Source organism: Nonomuraea sp. NPDC049695 (genome assembly GCF_040674955.1).
In the GTDB taxonomy this organism is placed as follows: Bacteria; Actinomycetota; Actinomycetes; order Streptosporangiales; family Streptosporangiaceae; genus Nonomuraea; species Nonomuraea helvata.
Window position 1 is genome coordinate 33,928 of sequence record NZ_JBFANV010000008.1, and the last position, 24,764, is coordinate 58,691.

Consider the following 24,764-nt stretch of genomic DNA (forward strand, 5'->3'; position numbering starts at 1 on the left):
GCATACCAGGAGGAATTCGCTCGATGAAAGCATCACGTCGTGTCGTGGCCGTCGTAGTGACCGGCTCGCTGTTGCTGGCGGGCTGCGGCGGGGAGCGGGCGGGCGGCCCCGGCGGCCGGGCGAGCGGCGGGGACGAGCGTACGATCAAGGCCTTCGACATCAACCTGCAGCCGCGTGACAAGGTCAAGGACGGCGGGACCCTGCGGTGGGGGATCAACGAGTTCCCGGCGCAGTGGAACAGGAACCATGTGGACGGCAACCTCGCCGTGGCCGCCTCGGTCAGCAACGCGCTGCTGCCCTCGCCGTTCCTGTCCAACGAGAAGGCGGATATCTCGGTCAACCATGACTATGTGCTCGACGCCGAGATCACCCGGCAGCAGCCCAAGCAGGTGATCACATACCGGCTGAACCCCAAGGCCAAGTGGTCCGACGGCAAGCCGATCACGTGGACCGACTACCAGGCGCAGTGGCACGCGCTGAACGGACGGAACCCCGCCTTCCACATCGCCTCGCCCACCGGCTACCAGGACATCGAGAAGGTGGAGCGGGGCAAGGACGACTATGAGGTGGTGGTGACGTTCGACAAGCCGTTCGGGGACTGGCAGTCGCTGTTCGGGCCGCTGCTGCCGGCCTCCACCAACCAGACGCCCGAGGCCTTCGACAACGCCTGGCTGAACAAGATCCCGGTGACGGCGGGGCCGTTCAAGTTCGGCGGGTTCGACCAGACGGCCAAGACGATCACGCTCGTGCGGGACGACTCCTGGTGGGGGAACCGGGCCAAGCTCGACAAGATCATCTATCGGGCGTCGGAGCAGGACTCGCTGATCGGGGCGTTCAGCAACGGGGAGCTCGACATCATCGACGTGGGGCCGTCGGCTCCCGACTACGCGCGGGCCAAGGGAACGCCGGGCGCGCAGGTGCGGCAGGCCGCCGGACCCGATTTCCGGCATTTCACCTTCAACGGCTCCAGCGACCTGCTCAAGGACCAGAACGTACGCCAGGCCGTCCAGCTCGGCATCAACCGCCAGGCCATCGCGCAGTCGGACCTCCAGGGCCTGGACTGGCCGATCACCCTGCTGAACAACCACTTCTTCATGAACACCCAGGAGGGCTACCAGGACAACGCCGGCAAGCTCGGCGTGTACGACCCCGCTCGCGCCCGCCAGCTCCTGGACGCCGCCGGGTGGAAGCTGAACGGCGCGGTCAGGCAGAAGAACGGCAAGACGTTCGACCTGCGGTTCGTGGTGCCGTCGGGGGTGCAGGTGAGCAAGCAGGAGGGCGAGCTGGCGCAGACCATGCTGGCGCAGATCGGCGTGAAGCTGACCATCAAGGCCGTGCCCAGCGACGACTTCTTCACCAAGTACGTCATCCCCGGCAACTTCGACATCACGCCCTTCGCGTACATCGGCACGCCGTTCCCCGTTTCCAGCAGTTACGGGATCTACGCGAACTCTCCCGACGGCAAGACGTGGAACGCCAACTTCGGCCGCACCGGCTCGGCCGCCATCGACCAGGCCATGAGCCGGGCCGCGCAGACCCTGGACCCGGCGCGGGCCCGTACGTTGACGAACCGGGCGGATGAGCTGATCTGGCAGGCGGTCAATGTGCTGCCCCTCTACCAGCGCCCGCAGAACGTGGCCACCCGGCAGACGCTGGCCAACGTGGGGGCGCGCGGCTTCTACGACACCCGCTACGAGGACATCGGCTTCACCGGCTGACCACCCTTTCCGGGTTTGTCGGCGGCGAGGTGTAGAAGTGTTCGCGTGGCGACGAAGGTGACCTGGTCCCAGATCCTCGCGTGGCGCCTGCGCAGACAGTTCGTGAGCGGGGGCGACGCGCCGGACGCCGTGGCGGTCGCGCGGCGGCTCTGCGGCGTCCAGGCCCAGGTCGCCTCCTCGGCCCAGCTCGCGGTGGCGGTCAGGCGGGCCACGCCCGACCACGACGAGATCGACAGGGCTCTGTGGGGTGACCGCACCCTGGCCAAGACGTGGATCATGCGGGGCACCCTCCACCTCGTCCCCTCCGACACGCTGGCCGACTACTGCGCGACCCTGAGCACGCTGCGGTTCTGGGAGAAGGGCTCGTGGCAGCGCGGCCACGGGGTCACGGCCGACGAGATCGCCGCGATCGTCGACGCCGTGCCCCGCGCGCTGAGCGACGGTGACGCGCGGGCGCTGACCAGGGAGGAGCTGGTCGAGGCCGTGGTGGCGGTGACGGGGGACGCTCACCTCAGGGAGGCGCTCTCGTCCGGCTGGGGCGCCCTGCTCAAGCCGCTGAGCCGCCTCGGCGAGCTCTGCTACGGCCCGCCGCGCGACGGCAGGGTGACCTTCACCGCCCCGCGTGCCTGGCTGCCGGGGTGGCCGGCCACGCTGCCGCCGTACGAGGAGGCCGGGGTGCGGGTGGCCCGGGCGTTCCTGGGCGCGCACGGGCCGGCGACGCCGGAGATGTTCGACACGTGGCTGTTCGGCGGCGTGGCGAAGAAGGCGGTGCTGAAGGGCTGGTTCCGTGCGCTCGCGCCCGAGCTGACCGAGGTGGAGACGGACGACGGACGGCCACTGCTGGCGCTGACCGAGCACCTCGACGACCTGGCCGCCACCCGGCCCTCGGCCGAGGTCCACCTGCTGCCGGGCTTCGACCAGTACATCCTGGGCGCCCCACGCTCCCTCGCCCCGCTCATCCCGCCGCCGCTCAAGCCCAAGGTGAGCCGCCAGGCGGGGTGGATCTCCCCCGTGGTCGTGCACGAGGGGCGGGTCGCGGGCGTCTGGGAGGCCAGGAACGGCCACATCACCGTCGACCTCGCGACCCCGGTCCCTCAGGAGCGCCTCGACGAGGCCATCACCCGCGTCCGCTCCTTACTGCCGTAGCCCTGGGTTTCAGGTGGAGGCCATGACGCGGTCGACGAGACCCTTGGTGCCCTCCTCACGCGCACAGTGCGCGCAGCAGTACCAGTGCTCGCCGGACTGCACCCCATGTCCGATGACCTTGGTGCCGCAGTGCTCGCAGATGGGCGCCATGCCCTCGATCGCGCACTGGAAGCAGTCGAACGTGTGCACCGCGCCCTGCGCATGCACCTCGAACGCCATGTCGTACTCGTTTCCGCAGGTCTCGCAGACAGCCATGGTGGTCCCCCTCGCAGTCGATCCGCCGGGGGGATACCCGGTTACGTGGTCTTTCTTCCTCAAAGAACCGCCAATTTCCCCCATATGGGGCTAAGTCAGGACCGATCCATCACGAAACGGGCCACCAACGGCAGACCCAGGAGCCCGAGGGCGGCCAGGGCCATGGGCAGGCCGAGCCGGGCGCTCAGACCGGCCACGAGGAGCGGGCTGACCACGAACCCCGTGTACGAGATCGTCGAGACCCACCACACCAGCGTCCCGCTCGGATCGTCGGCGGCGGCCCTGCTGAGCAGGGCGGGCACCAGCGGCGCCAGCGCCAGGCCGGTCAGCGCGAAGCCCGCCATGGAGATCAGCACGCTCCCGCCGAGCCCCGCCAGGGCGATCCCCGCGCCCCCGCCTAACCCCGCCACCAGGTACAGCGCCTTCAACGGCACGCGTGGCAGCGCCTGCACGAGGAGCCGCCCGGCTGTCAGTGCGGCCATGTAGACCGAGGGTGCGGCACTCGACACCAGAGGAGCGGCGCCCCGGTGCTCCTCCAGGAGCAGCACCGACCACTGCTCGACCGAGTTCTCGATGATCAGCACGCAGGCCGCCAGCGCCCCCAGCACGATCGCGGCGCCCCACAGGCCTCCCTTGCCGGTGTCCGGCGAGGTCGCGGGCGCCCCCTGGCCTGCCGGCAGGGCAAGGACCGACAAGGACGTGACGATCACGATCAGGGCGACGAGCAGGAGGACCGTGCCGACGCTCAGGCCGAGGGAGCGGGCCAGGCCGGTGGCGGGTGCCGCCGCTATGACCGCGACAGGAAAGGCCGCGTGCACCGGCTGGAAGAGCCGGCGGCCGGTCTCGCGCTCGGCCCGTCCGGTGGCCAGGTTCAGCGCGATGTCGAGCGCCCCGCTGGCGGCGCCCACCACGAGCAGCGCCGCCGCGAGCTGCCAGGGCGCGGCCACCAGCCCGATCCCGGCCACGCTCAGCCCGAACAGGGCCGTCGTCATCATCAGCGCCGCCCGTTCACGGCCCCGCGCCAGCCGTCCGGCCAGCGCCATCGCCGGCAGGGCCCCCACCGGCACGGCGCTCAGCGCCAGCCCCAGATCGCCTGCCGAGATGCCCAGCTCCAGCTTGATGGCGGGCAGGAGGGCCGACCAGGAGCCCCAGAAGACGGCCCAGGCCGCCGACACCGCAATAAGCGGCATTTACCACAACCTCCTGCGCAATTTTCGGTAATGTCACCGCGAAGATCAACGACGTCCTTAATACCCTGCCGAAGGGAAAATCGTGCTCATCCGAACCGCCATCGCGACCGCCCTGGTCGCGGCCGGTGTCGCCGCCATCCCCTCCTCCGCGTACGCCGCCACGGCCGCCTACACCCCCGAGCGCGTCTGCGGCCCCGGCTTCCACCGCGTCAAGGACGGCCACCGAACGATGGAGACCCGGGAGGGCGCGGTTTTCGGGCACGTGTACCTGCTGTACAACAAGCGCTCCGGCAAGAACTGCGTGGCCGCGATCAAGACCGCGTACACGGGCACCCGCACGCTCACCGGCGCCTACCTGGAGGTCAAGGACGGCGGCAGGTCCGAGGACGTGCGGAAGTACCAGTACTACGCCGAGACCGGCCACATCGACGGCGCCTGGAAGTGCGTGCGGTACGCCGGCTGGACCCGCGACCCGAGCGGCCGCGTGGAGGCCTGGGGCGGCCGCAAGGACTGGGACAACTGCAAGGGCTGAACAGCTCGCAGGACCGCGGGCGGGCGTCCCATCGCGGCACCCGCCCGCTACGGGCAGACGTCCTGGTACGGCGCACCGCCCAGGTACCGCTCCCACTCGGCGGGCGACAGCGAGCGCCCGGCCCGCGCGCACACCTCCCGCGCGACCCGCTCATCCTGAACGGCGATCGCATGCACCGCGCCGTCCGCCCCGGCGTACAGCGTCCCCCCGTCCGCGCTGAACTCCAGCGAGGCCACAACGTCCTCCCCCAGCTGGTACGAGCCGCCGAGCCGCCGCCTGGACGCCACGTCCCACAGCTCGAGCACGCCCTGCTCCGTGACGGTGGCCAGGGTCCTGCCGTCGGGTGAGAAGGTCAGCAGAACCAGGTCGGCGGCGGCGCGGGGCATGGCGGGGCGCAGCCGCGTGGGCCCGTCCACCGACCACAGCCCGACCCGTCCGGTGGCGCCCTCCTTCACGGCCATGAGCCCGTTCCGGCTGAACGCGATCGCGTTCGTGGGCCCGAACCCCAACCCCACGGCCTTGCCCGTGGCCAGGTCGACGAACCTGCCGCCGAGCAGCGACGCGTACGCCTTGTCGCCGGGCAGCAGCGGCCCGCCCTGATACCGGGTACTGGTCGAGCTGAGGACATGACCATCGGCGGCGTCGAGCACCACTTCCTTGGCCATCGGCTTCTGCTCGAACACGACGTTCATCGCCAGCCGCCGGCCGTCCTGGGTGAAATGCACGTCGGTGAGGACGCCGCCCTGCCCGCCGATCCGGGCCGTCCAGAGCTTCGTCAGGGTCCGCGCGTCCCAGAGCGCGATCGAGCTGCGGTCGTTGACGGCCAGCCTCGTCCCGTGGAACTCCTCGGGGTCCCACTCCTCCCGGCTGACGGGGAGACGGCCGACCTCCCTGCCCGCGCGCACGTCCCAGATCCGAAGCCCCTGGTCGGATTCGACCGCTGCCCACCGGCCGTCCGGGCTGAGTCTGCTGGCCGAGCCCGGCACGGCCGTCACGTGAGTACGCGGCCGCAGGTCCAGGCTGACGACGGCGTCGTCCACCACGTACCGCAGCGTCCGCCCGTCGGGGTCGAAGGCGACGTCGGTCAGGTCACCCTCGGCGCGGTAGTTGAGCGTCGACTCGCGGGTGCGAACGTCCCAGACCTGCACATCCCGGCCCCTGAAGGCGGCGAGCCGGCCACCGTCCGGGCTGAAGCGCAGTCGGCCCTCGGAGCCGCAGATGCCGCAGTTGAGGGTGTCGCCGCGGGCGCGACCCGAGGCGACGTCGACGAGGGCGATGTCGATCCCGTTGCCGCAGGCGAGCGTCCTGCCGTCCTGGCTGTACGCCGCCATGTCAGGATGTGCCGCGCAGGCGGGGAACGGCCGCTCCACCCGCCAGTCCGGCAGCGAGCGCTGGTCGAGGCGCTCTCCCGGCAGCAGCAGGTGCCTGCCCGACGGGTCCACGAGCGGATTGCTCACCTCCACCTCGCCACGCTCCTCGAAGACGCCCTTGCCGAACCGCCTGCCGGTGGAGACGTCGAGCAGGTAGTAGATCTCCTGCCCGGCGTACACCAGCGTGAGCGTGGTCTCGTGCTCGCCGAAGACAGCGGTGTAGGTGCCCTCGAAAGCCGGGGGGATGCGCCGTTGGAGCACCTTCCTGCCGGTCGTGAGATCCCAGACTCCGAGCTCTTCCGTGGAGGTCTCGGCCAGCAGCCGGCCGCTGCGGCTCAACGCGGGCGAGCCCACCATGGTCCCGTTCACCGTCATCCCGGGCCATCTCGCCGTACGCCGGCCCGTGCGCACGTCGTACACGTTCACCCCGCCCTCGCTGGCGCTGACCAGCGTGCGGCCGTCGCGGCTGAGCATCCGTGACGCGGCGCCCTTGACCGGCGGGTCGCGGAAGACGGCCGTCTCCTGCTGCTGGAGCGAGGCCGTCAGGCTGGAGCGGGCCTCCGGCTGCGCCGGCGAGACGCGCCAGGCCGCCACGCTCAGCAGCATCGCCAGGGAGGGGTCGATGGTCCGCTGCCGGTCCGCCTCGGTGGCCGCCTGCTTGGCGGCCAGGATGTCGCGCTGCCGCGCTGTCTCCTGGCGCTGCCGGACGACCAGTCCGCCGGCCACGAGCGACACGACCAGGAGGCCGGCCAGCGCGACCGTGGTCAGCGTCCTGCGCCTGCTCCGCCGCCTGGTCAGCTCGGTGCCGGCGCGCAGGAAGTCGCGTTCGAACGGGGTGAGGGTGACGTGGCGGCGGCCGGTCGTGGCCCAGCTCAGTGCCTGCTCCAGGCGGCTGCCCTGGAGCACGTCGGCGTCGCGCCTGCCGTTCTCGGCCCAGTGGCGGGCGGCGGTGTTGATGCCGTTCAGCAGGGCCAGCCCGTCGCGGTCGGCCTCCACCCACATGCGCAGCCTCGGCCAGGCGCGCAGCAGGCCGGGGCGCGACAGGGCCACCGTGCCGTCGCCATTGGAGATCACGTACGAGAACGCGTCCAGCACCCGCCTGACCGCCGTCGACTCCCGGTCGGAACGCCCCTCGAACAGCTCGTCGTACCCGGCCGACCGCCCGGCTTCGTGCCCGTACTCGTCAACCGTCACCAGTCGCAGGAACACCTCGGCCGCCACCTCCCGCTCCTCGGGACTCAGCGACTCGTAGGCGTCCTCGGCGATCGTCCCAAGCGCGGGATCGCCCTGCTCCGGCCCGTGCACGCCCCGGGCGGACCTGCTGCCCGCCGCCAACAGTCCCTTGGTGTCGGAGCCGTTCCCGCTGACCAGGGCCAGCAGCAGGTCGCGGGCCGCGGGACGGGCCGCCGGGTCCTTGTCCATGGCCGCCTCGACCAGCGCGGCCAGCCGCGGCGGCAAGGCGCTCAGGTCGGGCCGGTGCGACAGCACCCGGTGCATGACGCCGCCCAGGTTCTCGGCGGCGAACGGCTCGCGTCCCGTGGCGGCGAACACCATGATCGAGCCCCACGCGAAGACGTCGGCGGGGGCGCCCGCCCGCTCCCCCGTGAACACCTCGGGCGCCATGTACGCCGGCGTGCCCGACACCTCTCCCGTCCTGGTCAGCGACATGTCGAGCGTACGGGCGATGCCGAAATCGATCACCCGCGGGCCGTCGGGCCCGAGCAGCACGTTGTCCGGTTTGAGATCACGGTGCACGACCCCCGCGTCGTGGATCGCGGTCAGCGCGGTGGCCACCGCCGTGGCCAGCCGGTGCAGGTCGTCGCCGGTGAACCGGCGTCCCTCGCGCACGGCCGCGCCCAGGCTCGGCCCCGGCACGTACTCGGAGACCAGGTACGGCCTGTGCCCGTCCAGATCGGCGGCCAGCACACGCGCCGTGCAGAACGACGACACCCGTCTCGCGGCCGTCGCCTCCTTCGCGAACCGGCCGCGGACCGCACGATCGCCGGCCGCGTGCAGCACCTTGACCGCAACCCGGTTGCCGTCGGCGTCGTAGGCGTCGTACACCACGCCCTGCCCGCCCGAGCCGAGCCGGCCGGCGAGCCAGTAACTCCCGATGCGCTGGGGATCCCCCGCGCTCAGCGCGTCCATGGCGGGTTAGATGTCACTTTTTTCGCGGAAGTTGTCACAGGTAGGGGGGCTGTCCCGTCCTTCTCCTGCACAGACACATGAGGAGGCTCACATGACCCAGCGGATCAACGTCGCCCAGCAGGTCCCCCAGGCGTACCACCACTTCATCGCCGTGGAGAAGCTGCTGCACGACAGCGAGTTGCCGACCACCACCATCGAGCTGGTCAAGCTGCGCGCCAGCCAGATCAACGGCTGCGGCTACTGCGTGGACATGCACAGCCGTGACCTGAAGAAGGCCGGTGAGAGCGACGAGCGGCTCTGGTCGGTGGCCGCCTGGCGGGAGGCCACCGTGTACACGCCGGCCGAGCGGGCCGCGCTGGCGCTGACGGAGGAGGCGACCAGGCTGGCCGACCGCGAGGCGGTGCCGGACGCGGTGTGGGAGGAGGCCGCGCGGCACTACAGCGAGAAGCAGCTGGGGCTGCTCGTCGTGGCCCTCGCGATGATCAACGCCTGGAACCGGATCGGGGTCACGGCCCGGCTCACCCCCGGAACCTGACCATTCGTGGAAATGCGTTGAGCGATCGGAGGTAGCCGGTTAGGTTGGCGCGCATGGCGGGCGACAGGCGCCCGCCCTGCCGCCGGCGGGTCGCACACTTCCCTACTGAATCGCTCCTTACACCAAATTTATCGTGGGTTCTGTAGATAACATAGGTAACAAAGTCATCACAGGGGGCTCACGATGAAGAGGCTTGTGGCGGTGCCGCCACGCATCGCCAGGCACAAGGTTCGCGACATTCGTTCCGCTGACCACCGCAAGCCACCCGCCGATCCCAAGGTGATCGACCTGCGGGCCTACACCGGCCGCAACGTCATCCGCTTTCCCGGCGGTCCCACCCCCGCCGCCTGACGCCGGCTTTCCGCGTCAGCCGTAGAGGCGCTTGGTGTAGGCGTCGCCGTAGTACTCCTCCAGCTGCTCGAGGGTCTCCTCGACCACCTGCACGTCCTTGACGAGCTTGGCGTGCGCGGGCAGGACGTCGGGGTTCCAGGTGTCCGGCTTCCAGAGCGCGGAGCGCAGGAACGACTTCTGGCAGTGGAAGAAGATCTGCTCGATCTCCACCACGAGCGCGAGGTGCGGGCGGTGGCCCTTGACGATCATCTCGTCGAAGAACGGGGCCTCCCTGATGAGCCTGGCCCGGCCGTTGACGCGCAGGGTCTCGTGGCGGCCAGGGATCAGGAAGATCAACCCCACATGCGGATTTTTGAGGATGTTCCGGAATCCGTCCGCTCTGCGGTTGCCCGGTCGGTCCGGGATGGCGATGGTCGCGTCGTCGATGACGTGGACGAACCCGGCCGGGTCGCCCTTGGGCGAGACGTCGCAGTTTCCGGCATCGTCGGACGTGGCGATCAGGCAGAACGGAGAGGCCGCCAGCCACTGGCGGTCGCGCTCGTGCAGCCGTACGCGCTCCTTGGTCGCCGCCCTCGGCATGACCTCACCGAGCACCTCGCGCAACTCCGCCTCGGACCCGATCTCCGTCCAGCTCATCTGCTCTCCCTTCGCGGTTTCCCCCATTTTGTCAGGATCCGCGGCTGGAAGTCCGCGCCATTTCGCAGAGCGAGACTCCCCCACCGCACAGGGGCGGCGGCGAGCTGGGTTACCAGCGGCGGGCGTGGGACATTGCCGTCAGGTACGTGTCGCGTTCCGCCGCGAACCGGGCCGGGTCCATGTCCTGGCGTTCGGCCCGCACGTGCAGCATGGTCAGCTCGGTGGCCGCGTGCTGGTAGTCGCTCATGGCCCGGCCGAGCCCCACTTTCCTCGCCCACTTGCGGGCCGCCTTGCGTGCGGACAGCGTGCTCAGCATGCGGACGTCGGCCTGCGTGACCAGGCCGGTCTGCTGGTAGCCGGGCAGGTAGACGCCCATCCTGGCGACGAGCTGGCGGCGCTCGACGACGGTCACGACGACCAGCAGCACGAGCACGGCCATGATCACGAGGTATGCGACCCCCAGCCAGACCAGTGGCGACGTGGTGGCGGCGCCGTTCCAGAGGCCGTGCAGGGAGACCGCGCCCAGGTAGCCGAGCGGGATGGCGGCGAACCTGGCCCGGGTGCGGCGGGTGAGCGCGTACGCGACGCCGAGGCCGATCAAGGAGGTGTAGATGGGGTGGCCGAGCGGGTCGATGAGCCCCCGCATCACGAACAGCTGGACCGCCCCGCCGGCGCCGTCCGCGTCGTACGCCAGCAGGTAGTAGCCGATGTTCTCCACGGCGGCGAAGCCCAGGCCGGCCATGGACGCGTACACGATGCCATCGGTCAGCCCGTCGATCTCCTGCCGCCTGCGCAGGAGCAGCAGCAGCGCCGAGCCCTTGAGCGCCTCCTCGGTCAGCGGGGCGAGCAGCACCTTGCCCACGTCGTCGACGACCGCGGCGCCGAGCCCGGCTCGGGTGAACAGCGCCTGTCCCGCGAGCGTGAGCGCGACGCCCAGGACGATCGCCACCCCGCCACCCCACGCGAACGCGAACGCCAGGTGCAGCTTGGGTTCGGGCTCCAGGCGGTCGAGCGAGAGCACGGCCGCGAGCAGCACCGGCAGCGGGGCCACGGCGAGGAGCGCCGACAGGGCGAACCCGATGGGGCCGCCCGACACCAGCATGAGGGCCAGCACGATCAGGGCGAGGGCACTGGAGACGACCAGGCCGATCAGGAGTGCCACGCTGGGTCGCTGCGCTGTCATCGTGATCCCTTTCTATCCACCGCTGCGCCCACTATGCGCGGCCCGCATCTACAGCCGCTTAACGGTCACTTGATTCGCGGTAGTACGGATCCGCGACGACGGACTCGCCGTCGGCGTACGTGTACACCTCACGACCGGAGACGAACACCCGCAGCGCCCGGCTCATGACGTCCAGCGGGTCCCCCGACCAGATCACCACGTCGGCGTCGAGGCCGGGCTTGAGTGCGCCGACCCGGTCGTCGAGGCCCATGATCCGGGCCGGGTTCAGCGTGATCGAGCGCAGCGCCTCGGCGGGGTCCATGCCCTCCTTGACCGCCAGCGTCGCCTGGTGGACGAGGAAGTGGATCGGCACGACGGGATGGTCGGTGGTGATGGCCAGCTCCACCCCGGCCCGTGCGAGGATGCCCGGGTTGCGCAGCGAGCGCTGGCGCAGCTCGACCTTGGAGCGGCTGGTGAAGAGCGGGCCGATGATGACGGGGACGTTCCTGGCGGCCAGGGTGTCGGCCAGCAGGTGGCCCTCGGTGCCGTGGTTGATGATCAGGCGGTAGCCGAACTCGCCGGCCAGCCGGAGCGCGGTGGCGATGTCGTCGGCCCGGTGCGTGTGCTGGCACCACGGGAGCTCGCCGTCCAGCACGCGGGCCAGGATCTCCAGCGTGCCGTCGCGGTCGAACGGCTTGCCGTCCGCCGCGGCCGCCGCCCGCCTGGCCTGGTAGTCCTGCGCCTTCATGAACGCGTCCCGGATCACCGCGGCCACGCCCTGCCGGGTGGAGGGCAGCTTCTTCTGGTCGCCGTACACGCGCTTGGGGTTCTCACCGAGCGCGCTCTTGACGCTCACCGGCTCCTTGACCAGCATCTCGTCCACGGTCCTGCCCCAGCACTTGACCGCGACCGTCTGCCCGCCGATCGGGTTCCCGGAGCCCGGCTTGATCACCGCGGTCGTCACGCCGCCCGACAGCGCGTCGGCGAAGGCCAGGTCGGCGGGGTTGATGGCGTCGAGCGCGCGCAGGCGGGCACCGTTGGGGTCGGTCATCTCGTTGGTGTCCTGACCGGCCCAGCCCTCCGCCTCCTCGTGCACGCCAAGGTGGCCGTGGGCCTCGACGAAGCCGGGCAGCACCCAGCCGCCCGCGGCGTCCACGACGGGGATCCCTTCGGGCACGGCCACGTCCCGGCCGACCGCGGTGATCTTCCCGTTCTGTACGAGCACGGTGCCGCCGTCGATGGGGTCGCCGTCGATCGGCACGACATATCCACTGGTAATGGCAAAATTCATGTCTTGAAACTTATCGGGCACCGGGTAGCACCTGCCCGACGGGCTCGCGCGGCGTGCCTGGCACGAACCCCACCGAGGGTAGGGATAGGCTTACATATCCGTATTTGCAGGGGTCGTGCAGGGAGTACGGCGAATGTCGCAGGAGTACGGGCCAGAAACAAGCCCGGCCCCCCGGTCGCTCAGCGACGAGGAGCTCTCGAGCCTGCTGTCCGGCCAGCGGTTCGGCTCGCTGGCCACGAACAAGGGCAGCGGCGATCCTCACCTGTCCACCGTCATCTACACCTGGGACCCGCACCAGCGCGTGGCGCGCATCTCGACCATCGCCGACCGGCTCAAGGTCCGGCAGCTCCACAAGGACCCGCGCTGCGCGCTCTACGTGGCCAGCGACGACTTCTGGTCGTACGCCGTGGCCGAGGGCGAGGCGGAGCTGTCGCCGGTCAGCACGGAGCCGGGCGACGAAGTGGGCATGGAGCTGCTCGCCATGCACGAGGGCGTCGAGGACCCGTACGCCTTCCTGCGCCAGATGGTCGAGGACCGGCGGCTGGTGATCAGGATCCGGGCTGCGCGCCTGTACGGGACCGCTCTGCCCGCGTCCTCCTGATGGCGCGGTGCCTGTTGTAGGCCACCGACGCGATCACCACCAGCACCAGCACCAGGTCGATGCCGGCCGACCAGCGCATGGCGAGGACGTGGTGGCCGCCCTCGGCGGCCGCGAAGAACACCGCGCCGATCACGGCCACGCCGCCCGCGCCCGCGAACTGCTGCGCCGTGCTGAGGATGCCCGACCCGATGCCGGCCTGGTGCGGCGCCACCTCGACCAGCGCCGCCCCGATGAGCTGCGGCAGCACCAGCCCGTTGCCCGCGCCGACGAGCATGAGCGCCGCCATGACGTACGGCAGGCCGAGACCGGCCGTGACCACCAGCAGCGCGAGGCCGAGCCCGGTGACCGTGCCGCCGATCATGACGACGATCAGGCCGTACCTCCTGACCAGCCGCGTCCCCAGGATCGAGGTCACCGAGAACAGCACCCCCATCGGCGCGAACGCCAGCCCCGCCTGGAAGGCCGTCAGCCCGAGCCCGCCCTGGAGCAGCAGCGTCAGCGTGAACATGAACGACGCGAAGTACGCCATGAACGCGACGATCGACCCTACACCCGCCAGGTAGGAGTGGACCTTGAGCAGCGCCAGGTCGAGCACCGGCTGCCCACCGCGCGCTCCGAGCACCCGCTGCCAGCGCCAGGTGAACGCGAACACCGGTACGGCCGCCGCCATGCTGACCCAGGTCCAGGCGGGCCAGCCCAGGCTGTTGCCGAGGCCGAGCGGCACCAGCACCAGGGCCAGCCCGGCGGCCAGGCCCGCCGCGCCCGGCAGGTCGAGCCTGGCGCGGCGGGCGGTCTCGACCTCGGGCAGCAGCCGGACGGCCAGCGGCACCACGATCAGGCCGACGGGCAGGTTGACCAGGAAGATGATCCGCCAGCCGAGCCCCAGCACGTCGGTGGTCAGCAGCAGGCCGCCCAGCACCTGCCCGGCGATCGAGCCCAGGCCGCCCGCGACGCCGTACCAGCCGAGGGCCCGCCCCCGCTCCTCCGGCGGGAAGACCGCGGAGATCGTGGCCAGCACCTGCGGCACCATCGCAGCGCCCGTCAGTCCCTGGAGCAGGCGCGCGGCCACCAGCTGGGGCGGGTTCGCGGCGATCCCGCACAGGACCGACGCGAGCGTGAACGCGGCCACGCCCCAGATGAACAGCCGCCGGTAGCCGTAGCGGTCGCCGAGCCGCCCTCCGGTGATCATGCCCGCCGCGTAGGTGAAGGCGTAGCCGCCCACGATCAGCTCGAGGGCGGCCGGGCCCGCGTTCAGGTCGTGTTCGATGGAGGGGGCGGCCACGTTGACCACGAAGAAGTCGAACTGGGCCATGAACCAGGCCGACAGCAATACGGCCAACGTAGCGCCATATTTCACACTATTCAGGCTAGTGCTTCATGAACACCTCAGCCCCACTGGGGTTCTCCGGGCCCTCAGCAGCGGGGGCGCATTCGTCAGGCGCTCAGTAGGTCGTGCAGGACATCGGGTCTGTTGGTGATGATCCCGTCTACCTTGTAGCCCAGCATCCGGCGCATGACGTCCGGGTCGTCCACCGTCCAGGCGAGCACCTTCATGCCGAGTGCGTGCACGCGGCGTACGTACGAGGAGGTCAGCGAGGTGTACGGCGGGTTGATCTGGTCGGCGAACTTGGCCAGCCCCGGCAGCTGCGCCGTGGACGGCGTGCCGAGCAGCCCGATCGGCACGTCGGGCAGCAGCCGATGGAAGGTCCGCATCGACGCCCAGCTGAAGGACTGCACCACCAGCCGCCCGGGCGCGAGCCAGCTCGAATGGCGGCGCAGCTCGGAGGCGACGCGGGCCTCGATGCCCGGGTAGAGCTCCGGCTCCTTGATCTCCAGCAGGAGCCCCATGCCCGAGCCGTTCATCTCGCTCAGCGTCTCGCCGAGCGTGGGCACCTTCTCGTCCTCGAACTCCCCGGAGAGCCACGAGCCCGCGTCGAGCTTGCGGATCTGGGCGAGCGTGAGGTCTCCGACCTTCCACGGGGACAGGTCGGGGAAGACCCGCTCGGCGTCGGTGGTGCGGGTCAGGGTCGTGTCGTGCATCAGGACCAGCTGGTGGTCCTTGGTCTCCTGCACGTCGAGCTCGAACATGTCGGCCCGCTGCTTGCCCGCCAGCTGGAAGGCGGCGATGGTGTTCTCGGGAGCGTACGCGGAGGCGCCGCGGTGGGCGACGCCGGTGACGGCGGTGGCCGCGTGGGCCGGGGTGGTCAGGACGGTGGTCGAGATCGCGAGGATGACGGCGAGTCGCCTGATCATGGGTCTCCTCGGGGTGTGGGAGGACTACGACTCGACGATGACGAGATCTCGTGACTGCGAGTTGAGGGCAGAGTAGCCGAGCGGTGCCCGCGCGATGAGCATTCGACACGCGGGACCCCGCACCTGGCGCCCATCCTTGTTGGAGCCGACGCCCCGGTGCACTGGGACATGACGGAACGGGGAGCCGAGTCCGCCTCGACTCCCCGTTCCGGACGTGCCTGTTGCCGGCTACGCGCCTGTGGCGATGTCCGCCCGCCCGGCGGCTTCAGCCGGATGACTGAGTGCGCAGATAGCTCATCTGGGCGTGACTGAGATCGTGCGCCTTGCGCATGTGATGGGTGATCACTTCGAGCTCGTCCTCGGTGTGCTCGTCGAGCAGGGCCTGCCAGTTTCGGCCAAGGTCGTCCCATACGGCGGTGACGCGGGCGACGCGTTCGGGGACCAGGGTGACCAGGACGCGGCGCCGGTCTCGGACGTCGGGGGTGCGCCTCACATAGCCGTCGCGTTCGAGCCGGTCCACCAGCCGGGTGGCCGATCCGGTGGTCAGGCCGGTCAGGTCGGAGATCTGCCGGACGGTGCGCGGCCCGGGCTCGTCCGTCAGCAGGCTGAGAGCCTGCACGTCGGTGGGATGCAGCCCGAGATGGTCCGCGATCGCCTGGTTGAACAGCACGTACGCGGCCAGATAGCGACGCGACTGCTTGGACAGCTCGGCGTACAGCTCGGCTCGGCGACTACCTGCCGTCTCGCCTGTCATATGCATCACGCTCCCCAGATTGCTGCGCGGTGCAGCGAATCCTGCTATGTTTTTTGCGTGACGCAGTTAATGCGCCACGCAGCAATCCTATGACAGGAGAACCATGCTCACCATCGCCGTCACCGGAGCCACCGGCGCCCAAGGCGGAGCCACCGCCCGCTCCCTGCTAGACGCCGGACACCGGGTCCGCGCCCTGACCCGCCGCCCCGGCTCCCCCGCCGCGGAAGCCCTGCGCGAACGCGGCGCCGACGTCCGGTACGCCGACCTCGACGCCCCCGCATCCCTCGACGCCGCGCTCGACGGCGCCGACGCCCTGTTCGCGGTCACCACGCCGTTCGGCACCGACACCGCCACCGAGACCCGCCAGGGCCTGGTCCTCATCGACGCCGCCCGCCACCTCGGGCACATCGTGTTCACCTCCGCCGCCCACGCCGACCGCGACACCGGCGTCCCGCACTATGAGAGCAAACGCGAGATCGAGCAGTACCTGCGTGGCTGCGGCGTGCCCTGGACGGTGATCGCCCCCGCGGCGTTCATGGACAATTACGCCGACGGCTGGACCCTCGACGGGTTGCGCGACGGCGTGTTCGCCTGGCCCATGCCCGCAGACCGCCCGCTCACCCTCATCCCCGCCGTCGACATCGGCGCGTTCGCCGCCCTGGCCCTGCAGAACCGCGACCGGTTCGCCGGTGCGCGCATCGACATCGCCTCCGACGAACTCACCCCCGCGCAGATCGCCGACATCCTCGGCTCCGTCATCGGCCAGGCCACCGTCCACCGGCAGGTGCCGCTGGACTACGTGCGGACGCGTTCGGAGGACCTGGCCGCCATGTTCGCCTACTTCACCACCACCGGCCTCGACGTCGACGTCACCGGCCTGCGCCGCGACCATCCCGAAGTCGGCTGGCACAGCCTCGCCGAATGGGCCGCCGGCCAGAACTGGCCCACCCTGCTGACCACCAACCACTGACCGAAAGGATCGATCCAGCATGAAGCCCATCGGCTACTGGCTCAACCGCACAGACAAGGCCCTCACCGGCTACATGAACGACATGCTGGCAGAGTTCGGCCTCACCCGCCTCGCCTGGCAGGTCCTCAACGTCATCGAGGACACCGGCGACACCGCCGACGACCAGGTCCTGACCGTCCTGTCCGCCAACGCCGACGTCCCGGCGCTCACCACCGCCATCGAGACCGTCCTCGCCGACGGCTGGGCCGCCCGTCCCGCACCCGGACAGCTCGCCCTCACCGCCGAGGGGACCGACCGCCTGGCCGCGGTCGCCGAACGGGTCGCGGCCTTCCGCGACCTGTCCATGACCGGCATCTCCCTCGACGAGTACCGCACCGCCGTCAGCGTCCTGGAACGCATGACCGCCAACCTCAGGCCCGTTGTCTGATCCGCCTGCACAGCCGCCGCAGGCCGGCGGCCTTCTCCTCCAGGGAGTGGGGTCCGCCGCCGGCAAGCGCCCACCCCGACACCTCCGGTTGCGCCAACCATTGCTGAGGCATCTATCGCCACCGCCATGCCTGAACTCGCCGGAGGGGACCCGGAACGATGTCCGGACCCTCCTCAAGCAGGCACACGGAGCTTTTGGCCATCAGTCCCGGTGTCGCAATACTGGGTGAGATCACTTATTCAGAGGGTGCAGTATTTCCCCTCTGGAGATCCTCAGCCCGGACGGCGAGACAGGCGTTTGCGATGTCGGCCTACCGAACGGCGGTGTTGATGTGCAGGCCGAGGATGTCTGCCATGACCGGCGCGGGGATGTCTTCCACCAGAGCGATGAGGGCAGCGTTGCGTGCCGGGCGGGGCTCGATACCGTGCTCGCAGATCTTGCGGCCGAACGCAGACGAGCTCGCGGGCCGGCCAGGGCGAGGCCGGGAAACAGCCAGGTGACCGGGACAGCCATGTTGCTGCGGTTGACCGGGGTAGCGGCCAGCTCACGAAGCCTGTTGACTTGCGCACGCTGATCGTCAACCTCGGACTTCTTCAGATTTGGAGCTTCCGAGACCCGCTTCCACTGCGTTGCATCTCATGCAACGTTGTTGCTCCTGATTGCTTACGCCCGACCCACCTGGGCCGGGCGATGTAGGGGCGGCAAGGCAACATACCTCGCCACCCCTATTGACCAGCAGCTATCTCGTTAGGCGCGCAACGCCGAACGTTGCATCCGCTACAACTTGGCCTGTTGGCTAGCTGCAGCCGCTGGTCGAGCCGCAGCCCTCGCAGACGTAGCAGCTTCCGGCCGGGCGCATCTTGGTGCCGCAGGTCATGCAGAGCGGCGCGTCGGCCGTGAAGCGCTGGTGGCTCTCCAGGGTCAGCTCCTTGACCGCCGGCTGCTGCTCAGCCTCCGCCTTCGGCTTCTCCTCGATGGGCGCCGACTGGGCCAGCGCCTCGCGGTCGACCGCCTCCTGCAGCGCCGCCGGGTCCTCGCCGCGCTGCTGCGCGGCGCGCTCGGTCGCCGAGAAGATGCCCAGGGCCGCCCGCTCCTCGTAGGGGAGGTGGTCGAGGGCCAGGCGGCGGAAGATGTAGTCCATCACCGACGTCGCCATCCGGATGTCCGGGTCGTCCGTCATCCCGGCGGGCTCGAACCGCATGTTGACGAACTTGCTCATGTACGTCTCCAGCGGCACGCCGTACTGGAGCCCGATGGAGATCGCGACGGAGAAGGCGTCCATGACGCCCGCCAGGGTCGAGCCCTGCTTGGACATCTTGAGGAAGACCTCGCCAAGCCCGTCGTCGGGGTAGGACGAAGCGGTCATGTAGCCCTTGGCGCCGCCCACCGTGAAGCGGGTGGTCGTGCTCGGCCGCTGGTTGGGCATGCGCCGCCGGGTCGGCCGGTTGACCTCGATGACCTTGACCTCGGGCTCCTTGGCCTCTTCCTTCTTGGGCTCTTCCTTCTTGGAGCCGTTGCCCGCCGACAGCGGCTGGCCGACCTTGCAGTTGTCGCGGTAGACGGCCAGGGCCTTTAGCCCGAGCCTCCAGCCCTCCAGGTAGACCTGCTCGATGTCGTCGATCGTGGCCGACTCGGGCAGGTTGACCGTCTTGGAGATGGCACCGGACAGGAACGGCTGGGTGGCCGCCATCATGCGTACGTGGCCCATGGGCGCGATCGCCCGCTCGCCCATCGCGCAGTCGAACACCTCGTAGTGCTCCTTGCGCAGGCCGGGCGCATCGACGACGTGGCTGTGCTCGGCGATGTACTCGACGATGGCCTCGATCTGCTCCTGCTGGTAGCCGAGCTGCTTGAGCGCCCGCGGGATCGTCTGGTTGACGATCTGCATGGAGCCGCCGCCGACGAGCTTCTTGAACTTCACCAGCGCCAGGTCCGGCTCGATGCCGGTGGTGTCGCAGTCCATCATCAGCCCGATGGTCCCCGTGGGGGCCAGCAGGCTGGCCTGGGCGTTGCGGTAGCCGTTCTTCTCGCCGAGCTTGAGGCACTCCGACCACTGGCGCGACGCCTCGCTGTGGATCTTCGCGTCCATGGAGCCGATCGTGCGCAGGTTGTCGTTGGCCGCCGCGTGCTTGCGCATGACGCGCTTGTGCGGCTCGGCGTTCCTGGCGTAACCGTCGTACGGGCCGACCACCCCGGCCAGCTCGGCGCTGCGGCGGTAGGAGACGCCGGTCATCAGCGACGTGATCGCCGCCGCCACGGCGCGGCCGCCGTCGGAGTCGTACGCGTGGCCCGTCGCCATGAGCAGCGCGCCGAGGTTGGCGTAGCCGATGCCGAGCTGCCGGTACGCCCGCGAGGTCTCGCCGATCTTCTCGGTCGGGAAGTCCGCGAACGTGATCGAGATGTCCATCGCGGTGATGATCAGCTCGGTCAGCTTGACGAAGTTGGCGACGTCGAAGGAGTTGTCGTCCTTCAGGAACTTCAGCAGGTTGATGCTGGCCAGGTTGCAGGAGGAGTTGTCCAGGTGGACGTACTCGGAGCACGGGTTGCTGGCCGTGATCCGCCCCGTCTCCGGGGTGGTGTGCCAGTCGTTGATCGTGTCGTCGTACTGCACGCCCGGGTCGGCGCACTCCCAGGCGGCCTTGGCCATCTTGCGGAAGAGCTCCTTGGCGTCCACCGTCTCGATGACCTCACCGGTCAGGCGGGCGCGCAGGCCGAACTCGCCGCCCTTCTCCACCGAGCGCATGAACTCGTCGGAGACGCGCACGGAGTTGTTGGCGTTCTGGTACTGGACGGAGACGATGTCCTTGCCGCCCAGGTCCATGTCGAAACCGGCGTCACGCAGCGCGCGGACCTTGTCCTCCTCGCGCGCCTTGGTCTCGATGAACTCCTCGATGTCGGGGTGGTCGACGTCGAGCACGACCATCTTCGCCGCCCGGCGGGTGGCGCCGCCCGACTTGATCGTCCCCGCCGACGCGTCCGCGCCGCGCATGAAGCTCACCGGGCCGCTGGCCGTGCCGCCGCTCGACAGCAGCTCCTTGGACGAGCGGATGCGGGACAGGTTGACCCCCGAACCCGAACCGCCCTTGAAGATCACACCCTCTTCCTTGTACCACTCGAGGATGGACTCCATCTGGTCGTCCACGGAGAGGATGAAACAGGCGCTCACCTGCTGGGGCGACTTGGTGCCCACGTTGAACCAGACCGGCGAGTTGAACGCGAACACCTGGTGCGCCAGGGCGTGCTTCAGCTCGTGATCGAAGATCTCGGCGTCCTCGTCGCTGGCGAAGTAGCCGTGCTCGATCCCCGTCTCGGTGTAGACGCCGACGACCCGGTCGATCAGCTGCTTCAGGCTCCACTCGCGCTGCGGGGTGCCCACGGCCCCGCGGAAGTACTTGGTCGTCACGATGTTGGCCGCATTGACCGACCAGAACGCGGGGAACTCGACGCCCCGCTGCTCAAAATTGACCGAGCCGTCGCGCCAGTTCGTCATGACGACGTCGCGGCGCTCCCACTGGATCTCGTCATACGGGTGCACGCCGGGCTTGGTGAAGATCCGCTTCATCTTCAGTCCCTTGCGCGGACGCTTGCCACCCCGCGCGACTGAACCGCTGGCCGTCTCCGTCATGACTCCCCCTTCTCCGCCTTCAACTGTGAGATCTCGGCCTCGAAGTCCGCCAGGCTCTCGAAACCGCGATACACCGATGCGAACCGCAGGTAGGCCACCTCGTCGAGGTCCCGCAACGGGCCCAGGATGGCCAGGCCCACCTCGTTGGAGGGGATCTCGGCCGCACCCTTGGCCCTGATGGCCTCCTCCACCCGCTGCCCGAGCTGCGCCAGCGAATCCTCGCTTACCGGCCTGCCCTGACACGCCCGCCGCACGCCCGCGACGACCTTGTCTCTCGAGAACGGCTCCGTCACTCCGCTGCGCTTGCTCACCATGAGCAGTACGGTCTCCTGCGTGGTGAACCGGCGCCCGCACTCGGGACAGGTGCGGCGACGCCTGATCGCCGCGCCGTCATCCGTGGAGCGACTGTCGATGACCCTGGTGTCAGGGTGGCGACAGAACGGACAGTGCACGCTTTCGCCCTCCTAGACCCGCGGCCACCACACGCGCGAAAACCGTCCTCACGGGACGCTCGCGCACGCCCCACGGCTGGCCATGGAGCGGTCACGGAAACACAAGGTGTGGTGAACTACATCGGTGTAACTACTAGATGTTGTGGTCCAACCGTAGAAGCGCGCGACCATGAACGCAAGTTGAGCGGCCCTGTCGGAGCGAAGTCGCTGATCAGCCCATCGTCACCGCCGGGATCCGGGCGTGTCGCTCCGGACGGCGATCTTTGCGCTGCTGGGGGCGTCACATGAGTTGCGGTCGGCCTCGCATGTGAACAAACCTCACAAAATTATCCGACGCCCCTGCGCCCACGAACACCACCCGCCCACCGGGCTCCTCCACCCGGACGGTCACCCCTGGGCACGGCGTCGCCTGAGACCAGAGGCAGGCACAAGCTCTCGTTCCCACCAGGGCGCGTGGATGTGCCGGCCGACCCCATGCCTCCCATGTCGCCCCACACCCAGCGCATCAGCCTGGGGGCGATGTGACGCCTGGACGGGCGAGTCCGCGTTCATCCCGGCCGTGGGCTGCGGGTGAGCGGGTCGGCGGACGTGCGGGTCGCGGGTGTGCGGGTCAGCGGGTGTGCGGGTGGGCGGGCGATCAGCGTAAGGCGGCGGTGTCGCCCGGGACGTAGAGCCGGGTGCCGGGCCGGATGAGCGAGTCGGACAGTCCGTTCAGGCGCTTGATCTCCTCCACGACCGGGCCGGGATCGTCCCCCTGGGCGAGCGCCTCGGCGACGTGCCAGAGCGTGTCGCCCTCGTGCACCTCCACCCACGGCAGGCCCGCGTGGCCGGTCACCACGACCCGGACCTCCGCGTGCCCGGCCGCGCGCGTGCCGAGCCAGAACCCGCCCAGCGACAGCAACGCCATCGCGACCACCACCACGACCCGCCCGCGCCGGGTCAACCGCAACGGCGGTGCGGACCGCCGACGCATCCGCGCCACCGCCCGCCGCTCACGCCATCTCGCCACCCGCCGACCCAACGGCCGACTGCTCCGCTTCCGGACGCCGCCGACACCACGCCGAGAGCGCCCCTCCCGCACGACGCGACCCTCAGCATCCCGGCCGCCACCGCGCACGACGCGACCCTCAGCATCCCGAGCGCCTCCCCGCACGACGCCTGCTTCCGCACCATCGGCGCCTCCCCGCGCCCCGGAAGCACCACCGCCCCGAGCACCCCGAGCAATACCTCCGCGCGCACCGGGACCGACTTGTCGCGCCGTCCCCGGCACGCCTCCCCGCATGCCCCCAGCACGACCTCTCTGGACGGCCGATCCACCATCCCGCGCACCGCCGGGCGCGCCTACCAGCGCATCCCCCGCCAAACCTCCCCGCATTCCCCCGGCGCGGGCTCCTTCCGCGCCTGAAACGCCTTCCCGTGCAGTCCCGGCCACGCGCCCCCGCGTGCCCGAACCGCCTTCCCTGGCACCCCCGGCCACGCCTCCCCGCGCGCCGACGACACCTTCGCGAGCATTCCGAAGATCCGGTGGAGGACCCTCGACACCACCACCCCTGGAACCGCCGACCCCCCGCCTACTCGCCGTCGCCCTTGCCCCAGAACCGCCCAGCCCGCCCCCCTTCGCGGCTGTCCGCGGCCGCGCGTTCGCGGCAGGTGGTCGTACCACCCCTCGATCGTTCATCCCCATCCCCCGATCCACATCGGCACCACCCCCCGGGCGCCGCGGCCTCCCGTCCGCGCCGGACCTCCGGCCAGGCACCGTCTCGCCACCGCCGTCCGCACGGGCTTCCCCCTTGCCCGGCGATACGGTGACGGCCGCGTCGGCGCCGGAGCGCGGTGGCGGGACCAATCGCAAATGGGGCCTTCCCCCGCGACTCGTACGGGGCCCCAACCTCTTCCCGGAATTGCCGCTGAAACCGGCCTCCGTCCGCGTATCGTCTCCTCGATCGTTACTCTGCGTGGCATCGGCGATGAGCGTGAGTCGTTTGGCGTCTTGGCTGGTCGTGTCCGCATTTGTGGGTGTTCGCATGATTGACCTCCTGCCGTGCGGCCTGAGGGAAAGGCCAAATAAAGATCAGCAAATCGAACACGGTGTCGATCGAACTCCCGTACGATGTTGTACACCACACTGGCGACAATTTCGAGGAAGACTCGAACAATTGTTTGAAGATGATCTTCAACCGAGATACGGTCGCTGTGTGCGACATCAGGACCACGGACCGGGAGGTTCGCCGGTGAGGCGGCCCGCCGGGCGAGGAGGAAAGCATGAGTGAGCGGGATGGCGCAAACGGGGTCAGCGACCTCGCGGTGCGCCGGCGCGATTCTCTGGGCCTGACGCCCAGGCAGCGCAAGATCCTCGAAGTCATTCGCGACTCAGTGCAACAGCGCGGCTATCCGCCCTCCATGCGCGAGATCGGCGAGGCGGTTCAGCTGACCAGCACGTCGAGCGTGTCGCACCAGTTGACGGCGCTGCAGCGTAAGGGCTATTTGCGACGCGACCCGCACCGGCCGCGCGCGCTCGAGGTGCGCCTCCCGGGTGAGCCCGTGCTGTGGGTCGACCCCGACGCCACCAACGAGGAGCCGACGATCAGCCGCCCCACGGCGGCTTACGTCCCGCTTGTCGGCCGCATCGCCGCCGGTGGTCCGATCCTGGCCGAGGAGAGCGTCGAAGACGTCTTCGCACTGCCCAAGCAGCTTGTCGGCGAGGGCACGCTGTTCCTGTTGCAGGTCGCTGGTGACTCGATGATCGAGGCCGCCATCGCCGACGGCGACTGGGTGGTCGTACGCCAGCAGCCCGTGGCGGAGAGCGGCGACATCGTGGCCGCCATGATCGAGGGCGAGGCCACCGTCAAGACCTTCAAGCGCAAGGACGGTCACGTCTGGCTCGTTCCGCACAACTCCAACTACGAGCCCATCCCCGGCGACGAGGCCAGCGTCCTGGGCAAGGTCGTAGCGGTCCTGCGCCGGTTGTAACGGACCAGGGCTTGTAGGGGCCTCGGCGCGCGTCATCTCACACGCGCCGTGTTCCGGCGCGCGCCGAACACACCTCCCGCGGGGGACGCCCTCGCGGGCATCACCATGTCGCCACCCGACATCCCCCGTGACGTCAGCCCATGGGCACACTGAGACGTCGGCCTTGGCGTCTCACAGAGCCGTTTCACCGCGCCCGCCGACCGGCTGAGGAGCACGTCGCCGGCCCCTGCCCATTCCTCCCGCTCCGCCACAGCAGGGCCCGGCGCAGGCCGCACCGCGGGTCGCTCAGTCCACTGGCATCCCTTGTCGCCCCGCGTCGTTCATCCCGCTTACATCCCTTTGCGCCCCGCGGGTCGCTCAGTCCACTGCCATCCCTTG

21 protein-coding genes are annotated in these 24,764 nt (G+C 69.9%); 9 read left to right on the forward strand and 12 right to left on the reverse strand.

Annotated elements, in window-relative coordinates:
- Positions 1-23: 23 nt before the first annotated feature.
- Both AB0J64_RS09825 and AB0J64_RS09830 read left to right on the forward strand, forming a co-directional pair.
- A complete protein-coding gene (locus AB0J64_RS09825) occupies positions 24-1,718 on the forward strand; it encodes an ABC transporter family substrate-binding protein (RefSeq protein WP_364023415.1) in 1,695 nt (564 codons plus the stop codon).
- Positions 1,719-1,763: 45 nt separating this feature from the next.
- Complete coding sequence (locus AB0J64_RS09830; RefSeq protein ID WP_364023418.1) at positions 1,764-2,864, forward strand: winged helix DNA-binding domain-containing protein; 1,101 nt, start codon at positions 1,764-1,766, stop codon at positions 2,862-2,864.
- A gap of 9 nt (positions 2,865-2,873) precedes the next feature.
- Here the strand turns inward: AB0J64_RS09830 and AB0J64_RS09835 are convergent, their stop codons facing one another.
- Both AB0J64_RS09835 and AB0J64_RS09840 read right to left on the reverse strand, forming a co-directional pair.
- Positions 2,874-3,119, reverse strand: a complete 246-nt coding sequence (locus AB0J64_RS09835) for a hypothetical protein (protein ID WP_364023421.1) — start codon at positions 3,117-3,119, stop codon at positions 2,874-2,876.
- A 95-nt stretch (positions 3,120-3,214) separates the two neighbouring features.
- Entirely contained in the window at positions 3,215-4,309 is a 1,095-nt protein-coding gene (locus AB0J64_RS09840; protein WP_364023424.1) for an MFS transporter, read from the reverse strand.
- 82 nt (positions 4,310-4,391) lie between these two features.
- On the opposite strand from AB0J64_RS09840, the gene AB0J64_RS09845 reads away from it, so the two are divergent.
- Positions 4,392-4,841, forward strand: coding sequence for a hypothetical protein (locus tag AB0J64_RS09845; RefSeq protein WP_364023427.1), 450 nt, complete (start codon positions 4,392-4,394; stop codon positions 4,839-4,841).
- Between the two features lie 47 nt (positions 4,842-4,888).
- Here the strand turns inward: AB0J64_RS09845 and AB0J64_RS09850 are convergent, their stop codons facing one another.
- A complete protein-coding gene (locus AB0J64_RS09850) occupies positions 4,889-8,359 on the reverse strand; it encodes a WD40 repeat domain-containing serine/threonine protein kinase (protein WP_364023430.1) in 3,471 nt (1,156 codons plus the stop codon).
- 91 nt (positions 8,360-8,450) lie between these two features.
- Between AB0J64_RS09850 and AB0J64_RS09855 the strand changes: the two genes are divergently transcribed.
- Complete coding sequence (locus AB0J64_RS09855) at positions 8,451-8,894, forward strand: carboxymuconolactone decarboxylase family protein (RefSeq protein WP_344989220.1); 444 nt, start codon at positions 8,451-8,453, stop codon at positions 8,892-8,894.
- A gap of 183 nt (positions 8,895-9,077) precedes the next feature.
- Positions 9,078-9,245, forward strand: coding sequence for a hypothetical protein (locus AB0J64_RS09860; protein ID WP_364023435.1), 168 nt, complete (start codon positions 9,078-9,080; stop codon positions 9,243-9,245).
- Positions 9,246-9,260: 15 nt separating this feature from the next.
- On the opposite strand, the gene AB0J64_RS09865 is transcribed toward AB0J64_RS09860, so the two are convergent.
- The 3 genes from AB0J64_RS09865 to AB0J64_RS09875 all read right to left on the reverse strand — a co-directional run bounded on the left by AB0J64_RS09865 (position 9,261) and on the right by AB0J64_RS09875 (position 12,334).
- On the reverse strand, positions 9,261-9,881 hold the full coding sequence (locus AB0J64_RS09865; RefSeq protein ID WP_364023438.1) for a pyridoxamine 5'-phosphate oxidase family protein: 621 nt from the start codon (positions 9,879-9,881) through the stop codon (positions 9,261-9,263).
- Positions 9,882-9,990: 109 nt separating this feature from the next.
- Positions 9,991-11,064: a PrsW family intramembrane metalloprotease gene (locus tag AB0J64_RS09870; RefSeq protein WP_364023441.1), complete on the reverse strand. Its 1,074-nt coding sequence runs from the start codon at positions 11,062-11,064 to the stop codon at positions 9,991-9,993.
- Positions 11,065-11,122: 58 nt separating this feature from the next.
- Positions 11,123-12,334, reverse strand: coding sequence for an amidohydrolase (locus AB0J64_RS09875; protein WP_364023444.1), 1,212 nt, complete (start codon positions 12,332-12,334; stop codon positions 11,123-11,125).
- A 133-nt stretch (positions 12,335-12,467) separates the two neighbouring features.
- Between AB0J64_RS09875 and AB0J64_RS09880 the strand changes: the two genes are divergently transcribed.
- Positions 12,468-12,935, forward strand: coding sequence for a PPOX class F420-dependent oxidoreductase (locus AB0J64_RS09880; protein ID WP_364023447.1), 468 nt, complete (start codon positions 12,468-12,470; stop codon positions 12,933-12,935).
- On the opposite strand, the gene AB0J64_RS09885 is transcribed toward AB0J64_RS09880, so the two are convergent.
- The 3 genes from AB0J64_RS09885 to AB0J64_RS09895 all read right to left on the reverse strand — a co-directional run bounded on the left by AB0J64_RS09885 (position 12,883) and on the right by AB0J64_RS09895 (position 15,942).
- Positions 12,883-14,292, reverse strand: coding sequence for an MFS transporter (locus tag AB0J64_RS09885; protein ID WP_364023450.1), 1,410 nt, complete (start codon positions 14,290-14,292; stop codon positions 12,883-12,885). The genes AB0J64_RS09880 and AB0J64_RS09885 overlap by 53 nt on opposite strands.
- A 77-nt stretch (positions 14,293-14,369) precedes the next feature.
- A complete protein-coding gene (locus AB0J64_RS09890; RefSeq protein WP_364023453.1) occupies positions 14,370-15,188 on the reverse strand; it encodes a glycerophosphodiester phosphodiesterase family protein in 819 nt (272 codons plus the stop codon).
- A 265-nt stretch (positions 15,189-15,453) separates the two neighbouring features.
- Positions 15,454-15,942 carry a MarR family transcriptional regulator gene (locus AB0J64_RS09895; protein ID WP_364023456.1) on the reverse strand — a complete coding sequence of 163 codons (489 nt, stop codon included), beginning with the start codon at positions 15,940-15,942 and terminating at the stop codon, positions 15,454-15,456.
- Between the two features lie 103 nt (positions 15,943-16,045).
- Between AB0J64_RS09895 and AB0J64_RS09900 the strand changes: the two genes are divergently transcribed.
- Together AB0J64_RS09900 and AB0J64_RS09905 are read left to right on the forward strand one after the other, a co-directional pair.
- Positions 16,046-16,912 (forward strand): NmrA/HSCARG family protein, encoded by an 867-nt coding sequence (locus AB0J64_RS09900; RefSeq protein ID WP_364023459.1) that lies wholly within the window; start codon positions 16,046-16,048, stop codon positions 16,910-16,912.
- Positions 16,913-16,931: 19 nt separating this feature from the next.
- On the forward strand, positions 16,932-17,339 hold the full coding sequence (locus tag AB0J64_RS09905; RefSeq protein ID WP_364023462.1) for a MarR family winged helix-turn-helix transcriptional regulator: 408 nt from the start codon (positions 16,932-16,934) through the stop codon (positions 17,337-17,339).
- Between the two features lie 796 nt (positions 17,340-18,135).
- Here the strand turns inward: AB0J64_RS09905 and AB0J64_RS09910 are convergent.
- The 3 genes from AB0J64_RS09910 to AB0J64_RS09920 form a co-directional block, all read right to left on the reverse strand.
- On the reverse strand, positions 18,136-20,964 hold the full coding sequence (locus tag AB0J64_RS09910) for a vitamin B12-dependent ribonucleotide reductase (RefSeq protein WP_364023465.1): 2,829 nt from the start codon (positions 20,962-20,964) through the stop codon (positions 18,136-18,138).
- Positions 20,961-21,416: a transcriptional regulator NrdR gene (gene nrdR, locus AB0J64_RS09915; protein WP_111183346.1), complete on the reverse strand. Its 456-nt coding sequence runs from the start codon at positions 21,414-21,416 to the stop codon at positions 20,961-20,963. Before nrdR ends, AB0J64_RS09910 begins: the two co-directional genes overlap by 4 nt.
- Positions 21,417-22,053: 637 nt before the next feature.
- The gene (locus AB0J64_RS09920) at positions 22,054-22,425 is read right to left on the reverse strand and encodes a LysM domain-containing protein (protein WP_364023468.1); all 372 of its coding nucleotides are present in this window, start codon (positions 22,423-22,425) and stop codon (positions 22,054-22,056) included.
- A 1,253-nt stretch (positions 22,426-23,678) separates the two neighbouring features.
- Here AB0J64_RS09920 and lexA point away from each other — a divergent pair.
- Complete coding sequence (lexA, locus tag AB0J64_RS09925) at positions 23,679-24,386, forward strand: transcriptional repressor LexA (protein ID WP_364023471.1); 708 nt, start codon at positions 23,679-23,681, stop codon at positions 24,384-24,386.
- Positions 24,387-24,764: the final 378 nt, after the last annotated feature.

Excerpts from the sequence above, each read along its gene's own strand:
- AB0J64_RS09860 (WP_364023435.1), top strand. The coding sequence starts at position 9,078 with ATGAAGAGGCTTGTGGCGGTGCCGCCACGCATCGCCAGGCACAAGGTT.
- AB0J64_RS09855 (WP_344989220.1), top strand. The coding sequence starts at position 8,451 with ATGACCCAGCGGATCAACGTCGCCCAGCAGGTCCCCCAGGCGTACCAC.
- AB0J64_RS09900 (WP_364023459.1), top strand. The coding sequence starts at position 16,046 with ATGCTCACCATCGCCGTCACCGGAGCCACCGGCGCCCAAGGCGGAGCC.
- lexA (WP_364023471.1), top strand. The coding sequence starts at position 23,679 with ATGAGTGAGCGGGATGGCGCAAACGGGGTCAGCGACCTCGCGGTGCGC.
- AB0J64_RS09825 (WP_364023415.1), top strand. The coding sequence starts at position 24 with ATGAAAGCATCACGTCGTGTCGTGGCCGTCGTAGTGACCGGCTCGCTG.
- AB0J64_RS09875 (WP_364023444.1), bottom strand. The coding sequence starts at position 12,334 with ATGAATTTTGCCATTACCAGTGGATATGTCGTGCCGATCGACGGCGAC.
- AB0J64_RS09835 (WP_364023421.1), bottom strand. The coding sequence starts at position 3,119 with ATGGCTGTCTGCGAGACCTGCGGAAACGAGTACGACATGGCGTTCGAG.
- AB0J64_RS09890 (WP_364023453.1), bottom strand. The coding sequence starts at position 15,188 with ATGATCAGGCGACTCGCCGTCATCCTCGCGATCTCGACCACCGTCCTG.
- AB0J64_RS09910 (WP_364023465.1), bottom strand. The coding sequence starts at position 20,964 with ATGACGGAGACGGCCAGCGGTTCAGTCGCGCGGGGTGGCAAGCGTCCG.
- AB0J64_RS09895 (WP_364023456.1), bottom strand. The coding sequence starts at position 15,942 with ATGACAGGCGAGACGGCAGGTAGTCGCCGAGCCGAGCTGTACGCCGAG.
- AB0J64_RS09865 (WP_364023438.1), bottom strand. The coding sequence starts at position 9,881 with ATGAGCTGGACGGAGATCGGGTCCGAGGCGGAGTTGCGCGAGGTGCTC.
- AB0J64_RS09870 (WP_364023441.1), bottom strand. The coding sequence starts at position 11,064 with ATGACAGCGCAGCGACCCAGCGTGGCACTCCTGATCGGCCTGGTCGTC.
- AB0J64_RS09850 (WP_364023430.1), bottom strand. The coding sequence starts at position 8,359 with ATGGACGCGCTGAGCGCGGGGGATCCCCAGCGCATCGGGAGTTACTGG.
- AB0J64_RS09840 (WP_364023424.1), bottom strand. The coding sequence starts at position 4,309 with ATGCCGCTTATTGCGGTGTCGGCGGCCTGGGCCGTCTTCTGGGGCTCC.
- AB0J64_RS09905 (WP_364023462.1), top strand. The coding sequence starts at position 16,932 with ATGAAGCCCATCGGCTACTGGCTCAACCGCACAGACAAGGCCCTCACC.
- AB0J64_RS09880 (WP_364023447.1), top strand. The coding sequence starts at position 12,468 with ATGTCGCAGGAGTACGGGCCAGAAACAAGCCCGGCCCCCCGGTCGCTC.